The following is an 8,941-nucleotide window of genomic DNA, read 5'->3' as shown; positions in this document are numbered from 1 at the left end:
GTCGCGGGCTCGGGTGCCCCCGTGCTTTCAGGGGCGCGGGGCTGTGTTCAATATGCGGCTCCGCCGCGTGGGCGCGACCAGCCACAACGAACCCGCAGCAGACCACAAACAGGAACCGGGCAGACGAGACACCCCACCCAACCGCCGGAGGCACGCGGCTGGAACCGAGTCACTCTTCCGGGACTTCCATCTTTGCCAAGTTGACGTAAAGTTCAACCTGGAGCCACAAGATCCGTGTGCGTCCGCGCTGGCGGACACGTGTGATCAGGCCGCCGTCAGGCACAGGGCCGCGCGCACAGCGCCGCAGGCCCCCGCCGCGGCATGCATTCCAAACCGGAACCTCGCTTGTTTCCCGCCATTTCCAGCCCCGAAACACGCTTTCCGATGTGACTTACACGACGATGGACCAGCCCGACCTGACCTTCCCGGCCACGGAGGCGTAGCCTTTATTCCCGCTGTCCATCACCTTGTGAAGCGGAAGAGGGCGGTTGCCGCCGTGTCGCCACAGTCCCCCAGTAACTCCAGCATCTCGACCGACGCCGACCGGGCGGGCGAGAACCCCGCCGCGGCCTTCGGGCCCAACGAGTGGCTCGTCGACGAGATCTATCAGCAGTACCTCCAGGACCCGAATTCGGTAGACCGTGCCTGGTGGGACTTCTTCGCCGACTACAAGCCAGGGGCGGCCGCCGCCCCGGCTCCGGCGGGTACCGCGGCCGCGGGGGCCGCGGGCACCACCACCCCGCAGGCTCCGGCCGCTCCCGCCGCCCCGGCCACGCCGGCGGCCCCCGCGGCTCCGGCCCGCGCCGCCGCGCCGGCGCCCGCGGCCCCGAAGCCCGCCGCCGCCCCGGCCGCTCCCAAGCCCGCCGCTGCCGCCCCCGCGAAGCCGGCGAAGAAGGCCGAGCCTGCCGCCGCGCCCGCCGAGGGCCCCGAGCTGGTGACGCTGCGCGGCCCGTCCGCCGCCGTCGCGAAGAACATGAACGCCTCCCTGGAGCTGCCCACGGCCACGTCCGTGCGCGCGGTCCCGGTGAAGCTGCTGTTCGACAACCGCATCGTCATCAACAATCACCTCAAGCGCGCCCGGGGCGGGAAGATCTCCTTCACGCACCTCATCGGGTACGCGATGGTGCAGGCCATCAAGGCCATGCCGTCGATGAACTGGTCGTTCGGCGAGAAGGACGGCAAGCCGACCCTCGTCAAGCCGGCGCACGTCAACCTCGGCCTGGCCATCGACCTGGTGAAGCCGAACGGCGACCGCCAGCTGGTCGTCGCGGCCATCAAGAAGGCCGAGACGCTGAACTTCTTCGAGTTCTGGCAGGCCTACGAGGACATCGTCCGTCGCGCCCGCGACAACAAGCTGACGATGGACGACTTCACCGGTGTCACCGTCTCGCTGACCAACCCCGGTGGCCTCGGCACCGTCCACTCGGTCCCGCGTCTGATGCCCGGCCAGTCGGTGATCATGGGCGTCGGCTCCATGGACTACCCCGCGGAGTTCCAGGGGACCAGCCAGGACACCCTCAACAAGCTCGGCATCTCCAAGGTCATGACGCTCACGTCGACGTATGACCACCGGGTGATCCAGGGCGCGGCCTCCGGCGAGTTCCTGCGCGCCGTCGCGAACCTGCTCCTCGGCGAGAGCGGCTTCTACGACGAGATCTTCGAGGCGCTGCGCATCCCCTACGAGCCGGTCCGCTGGCTCAAGGACATCGACGCCTCGCACGACGACGACGTCACGAAGGCCGCCCGCGTCTTCGAGCTGATCCACTCCTACCGGGTCCGCGGCCACGTCATGGCCGACACCGACCCGCTGGAGTACCGCCAGCGCAAGCACCCCGACCTGGACATCACCGAGCACGGCCTCACCCTGTGGGACCTGGAGCGCGAGTTCGCGGTCGGCGGCTTCTCCGGCAAGTCGATGATGAAGCTGCGCGACATCCTCGGCGTGCTGCGCGACTCGTACTGCCGCACCACCGGCGTCGAGTTCATGCACATCCAGGACCCGAAGCAGCGCAAGTGGATCCAGGACCGCATCGAGCGCGGGCACACCAAGCCTGAGCGCGAGGAGCAGTTGCGCATCCTGCGCCGCCTGAACGCTGCGGAGGCCTTCGAGACCTTCCTGCAGACGAAGTACGTCGGCCAGAAGCGCTTCTCCCTGGAGGGCGGCGAGTCCGTCATCCCGCTGCTCGACGCCGTACTGGACTCGGCCGCCGAGTCCCGCCTGGACGAGGTCGTCATCGGCATGGCCCACCGCGGCCGTCTGAACGTCCTGGCGAACATCGTCGGCAAGTCGTACGCGCAGATCTTCCGCGAGTTCGAGGGCAACCTCGACCCTAAGTCGATGCACGGCTCCGGCGACGTGAAGTACCACCTGGGCGCCCAGGGCACCTTCACCGGTCTCGACGGCGAGCAGATCACGGTCTCGCTGGCCGCCAACCCGTCCCACCTGGAGGCGGTCGACCCGGTCCTGGAGGGCATCGCCCGCGCCAAGCAGGACATCATCAACAAGGGCGGCACGGACTTCACCGTCCTGCCGGTGGCCCTGCACGGCGACGCGGCCTTCGCGGGCCAGGGCGTGGTGGCCGAGACCCTGAACATGTCGCAGCTGCGCGGCTACCGCACCGGCGGCACGGTCCACGTGGTCATCAACAACCAGGTCGGCTTCACCGCCGCCCCGGAGTCCTCCCGCTCGTCCATGTACGCCACGGACGTGGCCCGCATGATCGAGGCCCCGATCTTCCACGTGAACGGCGACGACCCGGAGGCTGTCGTCCGCGTCGCCCGTCTGGCCTTCGAGTTCCGCCAGGCGTTCAACAAGGACGTGGTGATCGACCTCATCTGCTACCGCCGCCGCGGTCACAACGAGTCGGACAACCCGGCCTTCACCCAGCCGCTGATGTACGACCTGATCGACAAGAAGCGCTCGGTGCGCAAGCTGTACACCGAGTCCCTGATCGGTCGCGGCGACATCACCCTGGAAGAGGCCGAGCAGGCCCTCCAGGACTACCAGGGCCAGCTGGAGAAGGTCTTCACGGAGGTCCGCGAGGCCACCTCGCAGGCCGTGTCGACGGAGTCCCACGACCCGCAGGACGGCTTCCCGGTCGCGGTGAACACGGCCGTCTCCGCCGAGGTCGTCAAGCGCATCGCCGAGTCCCAGGTCAACATCCCCGACCACATCACCGTCCACCCGCGTCTGCTCCCGCAGCTGCAGCGCCGGGCGGCGATGATCGAGGACGGCTCGATCGACTGGGGCATGGGCGAGACGCTGGCGATCGGCTCCCTGCTCCTGGAGGGCACCCCGGTGCGCCTCTCGGGCCAGGACTCCCGCCGTGGCACGTTCGGCCAGCGCCACGCCGTCCTGATCGACCGCGAGACGGGCGAGGACTTCACCCCGCTGCTGTACCTGTCGGACGACCAGGCCCGCTACAACGTCTACGACTCCCTCCTCTCCGAGTACGCGGCGATGGGCTTCGAGTACGGCTACTCGCTCGCCCGGCCGGAGTCCCTGGTCATGTGGGAGGCCCAGTTCGGCGACTTCGTCAACGGCGCCCAGACGGTCGTGGACGAGTTCATCTCGTCGGCGGAGCAGAAGTGGGGCCAGACGTCCGGCGTCACCCTGCTGCTGCCCCACGGCTACGAGGGCCAGGGCCCGGATCACTCCTCCGCCCGCCCGGAGCGGTTCCTGCAGATCTGCGCCCAGAACAACATGACGGTCGCGATGCCGACCCTGCCGTCGAACTACTTCCACCTCCTGCGCTGGCAGGTGCACAACCCGCACCACAAGCCGCTCGTCGTCTTCACCCCGAAGTCGATGCTGCGTCTGAAGGCGGCGGCGTCGAAGGCGGACGAGTTCACCTCGGGCCAGTTCCGCCCGGTCATCGGCGACAGCTCGGTGGACCCGGCTGCGGTCAAGAAGGTCGTCTTCACCGCGGGCAAGGTGTTCTACGACCTCGACGCCGAGCGGAAGAAGCGCGGTGTCACGGACACCGCGATCATCCGCCTGGAGCGGCTGTACCCGCTCCCGGGTGCCGAGGTCCAGGCGGAGATCGCCAAGTACCCGAACGCCGAGAAGTACCTGTGGGCCCAGGAGGAGCCGGCCAACCAGGGCGCCTGGCCGTTCATCGCCCTGAACCTGATCGACCACCTGGACCTGGCGGTCGGCGCGGACGTCCCGCACGGCGAGCGCCTGCGCCGCATCTCCCGCCCGCACAGCTCGTCCCCCGCGGTGGGCTCCGCCAAGCGTCACCAGGCCGAGCAGGAGCAGCTGGTGCGTGAGGTGTTCGAGGCGTGAGCCGCTGAGCCCGTCGGGCTGACGAAAGGGCCCGGTCCCGGTGTTTCCGGGGCCGGGCCCTTTCGGTGTTCCGCCGTCAGGTCGCCTGGGGTTCGAAGTCCCAGTAGGGGCGGTTGCGGGAGCGGGCCGAGATGGTGTGGACGTGCTGCTTGCCCAGCGTCGCGGCGAGATCCGACAAGGCCTCCTGTTCGACTTTCTCGGCCTGCTGAAGCTCCCTCAGGCCACGCAAATCGGTGGCGAGGGAGACACGGGCGGACAGGGTCAGGGGGTGGGTACGCCCGAGTGACTCGGTGGCCCTGGTGACCGTGTCCCGGCTGAGCGCGGCCGCCGACTCGGGATCGCCGACGAGGTTGCGCAGGGCAGCGGCGTTGATGGCGCAGCCGAGGCTCCAGGGGTGGTCCTCGCCGACGGCGGCTGTCATGTCGGCCAGCGCCTGCTCGACCACTACGTGCCCTTGCTCCCGCTCGCCCACGCTTCGCAGGATCAGCGCATGATTGGCCCGGGCTCCGGCGACAAACGGGTGGTCTTCGGCGAGCATCACTTCGTGGCGGGCGATGATGGATTCACTGGCCTCACGCGCCTGGTCGATGTCGCCGTGCTCGCGTGCGAAGCAGCTCTGGCTGACGGCGAACATCAGTGTCCACGGGTGCGTTTCACCCATCACACGCTCGCCACGCTCCAGCACGCGGGAGAACAGCACGCCCGCTTTGTCCCGGTCACCGTTGCGGTAGTGGCACAGGGCGAGATTGTGCTCGGCCAACAGGGTCCGCGGATTGTCGGCACCCATCACGATGCGGTGCTCCCGCACGTTCTTCGCCTGTACCGACTCCGCCTCAACGTAGCGGCCCAACAAGCGCAGATCGACCGCATAGGAGATCTCCGACCAGAGGGTCCACGGATGCCGACCCCTCAGCGCTGTCCGACGTGCCTCCAGCGTGCGCCGGTCGGTGTCCAGGGTCTCCTCGTAACGGCCGAGCAACCGCAGCGAGTACCCCAGGTTGTTCAGCGCATTGAGCGTCCGCGAATCCTGTTCGCCGAGCAGGTCCCGATAGGTGGCGTACAGCCGCTGGGACAGCTCCAGCGCCTCCTCGTAGCGGCCGAGGCCGCGCAGGTCCCCGGCGAGACCACTGGCCGTGCGCAGGTAGTCCAGGTCCTGCTCGCCGCGCTCCTCCCGCAGGTGTTCCGCTGCCGCCCTGTCGATGGTCTCCGTGCTCTGGTAGTCACCGGCCGAGCGCAGCGAGTTGGCGTAGTGGTGGGTCAGCTCCCAGACCTGAGGATGAGTCTCGCCGAGCAGGGACCGCCATGCCTTCAGGGCACGCTCGCCGAGCCTGATGCCGGACGTGTACTCGCCGGTGAACCACATGTAGCGCAGGCAGTTGAGGACCAGCCGCTGCACATCCCGGTCCTTGCTCTGCAGGGCGTCCGCGTACTCCAGGTGCGGGACGATCTCCGCGTACTGGTCCCACAGGCGGGTGTCGGTGGGCCGTCCGGGATCCGCGGCTGCCAGCGCCCGCCGCACCACGTCGATGAACTCGCGCCGGTCATCGTCCGGCATGTCCTTGCGCACGATCTGGTGCACCATCCGGTGCAGGTACAGGGATTCCCCGGAGGAGGCGGCATCCTCGGCTGGTGCCTCATGGGACTCCAGGCGGACCACGGAGTACTGGCGCAGCTGGTTGATCGCCTTGTTCCACAGCAGCGGGTCGTTGAGCAGCCCGGCGATCTGCTCGGGCAGCTCGTCGAGCGGCATCTCCTTCAGGAGCCGGACGGGGACGGAGCCCGGGGCGAAGAAGGTGCACAGCCTGAGCAGGGCGACGGATTCCGGGACGGTCTCGCGGAGCTTGTTCAGCAGTATCGACCAGGCGGTCTGGAACGCGAGCGGGAAGTCCGCGGAGACCTTGACCACGTCCTGGTCGATGCCGCCGTCCAGCAGCTGGAGGTACTCCTCGACGGACAGGTCGGAGTCGTTGAGCCAGCCTGCCGTCTGGTCCAGCAGGAGTGGCAGGTCCTCCAGCGCCTCGGCCAGTTGGTCGGCCTCCGTCTCCGTCAGCCGCGGTGCGCGGCGCCGGATGAAGGCCACCGACTCGTCCCGGTCGTACACCGGCACCTCCAGGAGTTGGCTGTTGTGCTCACTCCACTCCGGGTTGCGGGTGGTGATCAGTACATGGCCGGGGCCTGTGGGCAGCAGGTCCCAGATCTGGTCCGGTTCGTCGGCGCCGTCCAGGATCAGCAGCCAGCGCGCGTACGGATCGCCCCGGCGCAGCGAGTCCCGTACGGCCCGCAGTCGCTCGCCGTACTCCGGGCCGGTGGACAGGTCCAGTCTCGGGGCGAGTTCGGCGAGGAAGCGCCGATAGGTGACACGGCTCTCGGCGTTGACCCACCACACGACGTCGTACTCGGATCCGAACCGGTACACGTACTCTGCGGCCAGCTGCGTCTTGCCCACTCCCGACATGCCGTGCATGGCCACCACGCCGGCGCCCCGTTCGGCGCCCTGCAAGTGGTGGTAGGCCTCGTTGAGCAGCCTTTCACGGCCCGTGAAGCGGGTGTTGCGGCGCGGCACCCCGCCCCACACCTCGGGCATGGCCGCGGGGAAGCGCGGCCCGCGTCGCTCACCGCCCGCGGACTCCGGCAACGGGTCGCCCGACACGTCGAGCCGGTCCAGCAGGCGCCGCTCGGCCTCGTCGGCGCCCATGTTGGTCAGGTCCGTCGGTGCCAGCACCGCGGTGGCCGTGGGCACCGGGGCCGTGGTGACCGAGACGGCCGCGAAGTGCGAGGGATCGGGCGCCACGACCTCGCGCAGGGCCGCGTTCCACTCCTCATGGGTACGGGGACCCAGCTGGAAGTACCGCTCGCTGACGACGATGAGGATCCGGCCCTCGGCGAGCTTCAGATCACGCAGCAGATCCACCAGGGGAATCTCCGCCGGGGAGTCGTACCGCAGGTACACGACACGCAGGCCGCGCCGCTCCAGTCGGTCTCCGATCCAGACCGCCCAAGCTCGGTTGAACCCGGCGAAGCTGATGGTGACGGTCTGCTTCGCGGCCCCCCTCCCGGTTGGCCTGACAGGCGTGCGAGCTTCAGACATGCAAGCGGCCTCCCCGTTCGTAAATTCCTGATTCTAGAACTGTGACGCCGCGACGGGATAGCCACTGACGACAGCGAAGGCGGCATTTCCGATTGCCTCCCGGGGTGACGATCTTCGCGCACGACATCGCCGACCACCAGGACCCCCTCTCATTTGAACTCATTCAGTCGACTTCGATCTACTCCAATCGAACTATCGCTTAAACGATCTGATTCGATCACACTCGATCACGGGGACAAGAGAGCATCATGGGCGAGCGGGAGCGTGACGCTGCGTCCACAGGGCGCGGGTGGCCTCCACATAGGCCCGCGCACGCGCGACATGGCCTCGGGGCGGGGGGTGTTCCGTCATCCGCTCGTACACGGCGACCATCTGATCCACGAACCGGCGCCCCCGCGCGGTGAGGTCGGGCGAACCGACCAGAGCCGGCAGCGCCGCCCCCACCTGCTCGCGATAGCGCGCGTGCTGCGCCCACGCGGGCTCACGGTGTGCCGGGTGTGGGGTGTCGAGCGCACAGCGCTGGAAGAAGTCCGCGAGCGCCAAGTGGGAGTAGGCACCCTGCAGCAACCCGTCGTACGGCCGTGGGTCGGGCCGCCATGGCGCGAAGTACCGCTCGCTCGGACCGGCCCGGTGGAGCGTCACGGCCTCACTGAGCGCCGACAGCTTGGCGTGCTGCAGTTCGTGGACGAGCGTCGCCGCGAACACCGCCGACGTGGGCGGTGTACTGCTCAGCAACGCCCCGAACGCCTCCCGCCGGGTCCCGCTGCAACTGCCGCTACCGTGTCCGTCCGTGTCCGCTCCGGGCGGTGTCGCCAACGGAACCAGGCACCGCAGCAGAGCCACGGCCTCCGCGACCCGGTGCTCCCCGCCGAGCCGCAGCGCCGCCGCCGTCCCCGACCACGCCTGGAGCCACCGCTTGCGCTCGGCGTCGTCGAGGGTGACGGGGCCGCTCAGGTCCTCGTACCGGGGGCCGCCGCGGACGGTGCGGTACGGGTCGAGGTCGTCCAGCGGCATCGGCGCGGAACCGGGCAGCAGGCCGGGCAGCGCATGGGCGGGCGACCAGGCGGGGGCGGAGGACCAGGCACCGAAGCCGGTCTCCAGGTGCACTGTGACGTCGTCGGCCCCCCACTGACGCAGCGTCAAGTGACCCTGCCGGTGCACTGCCTCGACTTCGGCATCCCCGGTCCCGGCCGTGTGCAGCGCCCCCAGCGAGGGCAGCGTGAGCACCCCGTCCCAGGCGGTGAGCCGTACCGTGAAGGAGATTCCCGCACGGGCGGCGGCCACGGCCGCCAGGGCGCTGAAGTGGGACAGGTCGTGCCTGAGGTCCCGTATCCCTTGCTCCGTACACCCGCCGGACACCGGGTCCAGAGCGCGCAGACAGCGCCGGGCCCATGGGCCGATCAACGGGGAGAGGAGCAGTGCGCGGGCGGGTGAAAGCGGCTTCACGGACGGCATTGCGTCTGCCATTCCGGCAGGAACAGACGGCATCGTGGCGGCCGTTCCGGCAAGAGGGGCCGTGCGGACCCCATCCGCCTCCTCCAGAAGCCCCCAGTCCTCCCGCACCC

At 69.2% G+C, this 8,941-nt stretch carries 3 protein-coding genes; 1 reads left to right on the top strand and 2 read right to left on the bottom strand.

The genetic code is table 11. The annotated features are described in order from the left end of the window. Window positions 1-496: 496 nt before the first annotated feature. Entirely contained in the window at window positions 497-4,288 is a 3,792-nt protein-coding gene (locus FPZ41_RS41915; protein ID WP_322621418.1) for a multifunctional oxoglutarate decarboxylase/oxoglutarate dehydrogenase thiamine pyrophosphate-binding subunit/dihydrolipoyllysine-residue succinyltransferase subunit, read from the top strand. 76 nt (window positions 4,289-4,364) lie between these two features. On the opposite strand, the gene fxsT is transcribed toward FPZ41_RS41915, so the two are convergent. Further along, window positions 4,365-7,376: an FxSxx-COOH system tetratricopeptide repeat protein gene (gene fxsT / locus FPZ41_RS41910; protein ID WP_152869565.1), complete on the bottom strand. Its 3,012-nt coding sequence runs from the start codon at window positions 7,374-7,376 to the stop codon at window positions 4,365-4,367. 246 nt (window positions 7,377-7,622) lie between these two features. Then, window positions 7,623-8,822: an aKG-HExxH-type peptide beta-hydroxylase gene (locus tag FPZ41_RS41905; protein WP_322621417.1), complete on the bottom strand. Its 1,200-nt coding sequence runs from the start codon at window positions 8,820-8,822 to the stop codon at window positions 7,623-7,625. Window positions 8,823-8,941 lie beyond the last annotated feature (119 nt).

Origin of the sequence: Streptomyces acidicola (assembly GCF_009377235.1) — a bacterium.
In the GTDB taxonomy this organism is placed as follows: Bacteria; Actinomycetota; Actinomycetes; order Streptomycetales; family Streptomycetaceae; genus Streptomyces; species Streptomyces acidicola.
Note: the sequence above shows the minus strand (reverse complement) of the source record. Positions and strands in the feature narration are given on the sequence as shown.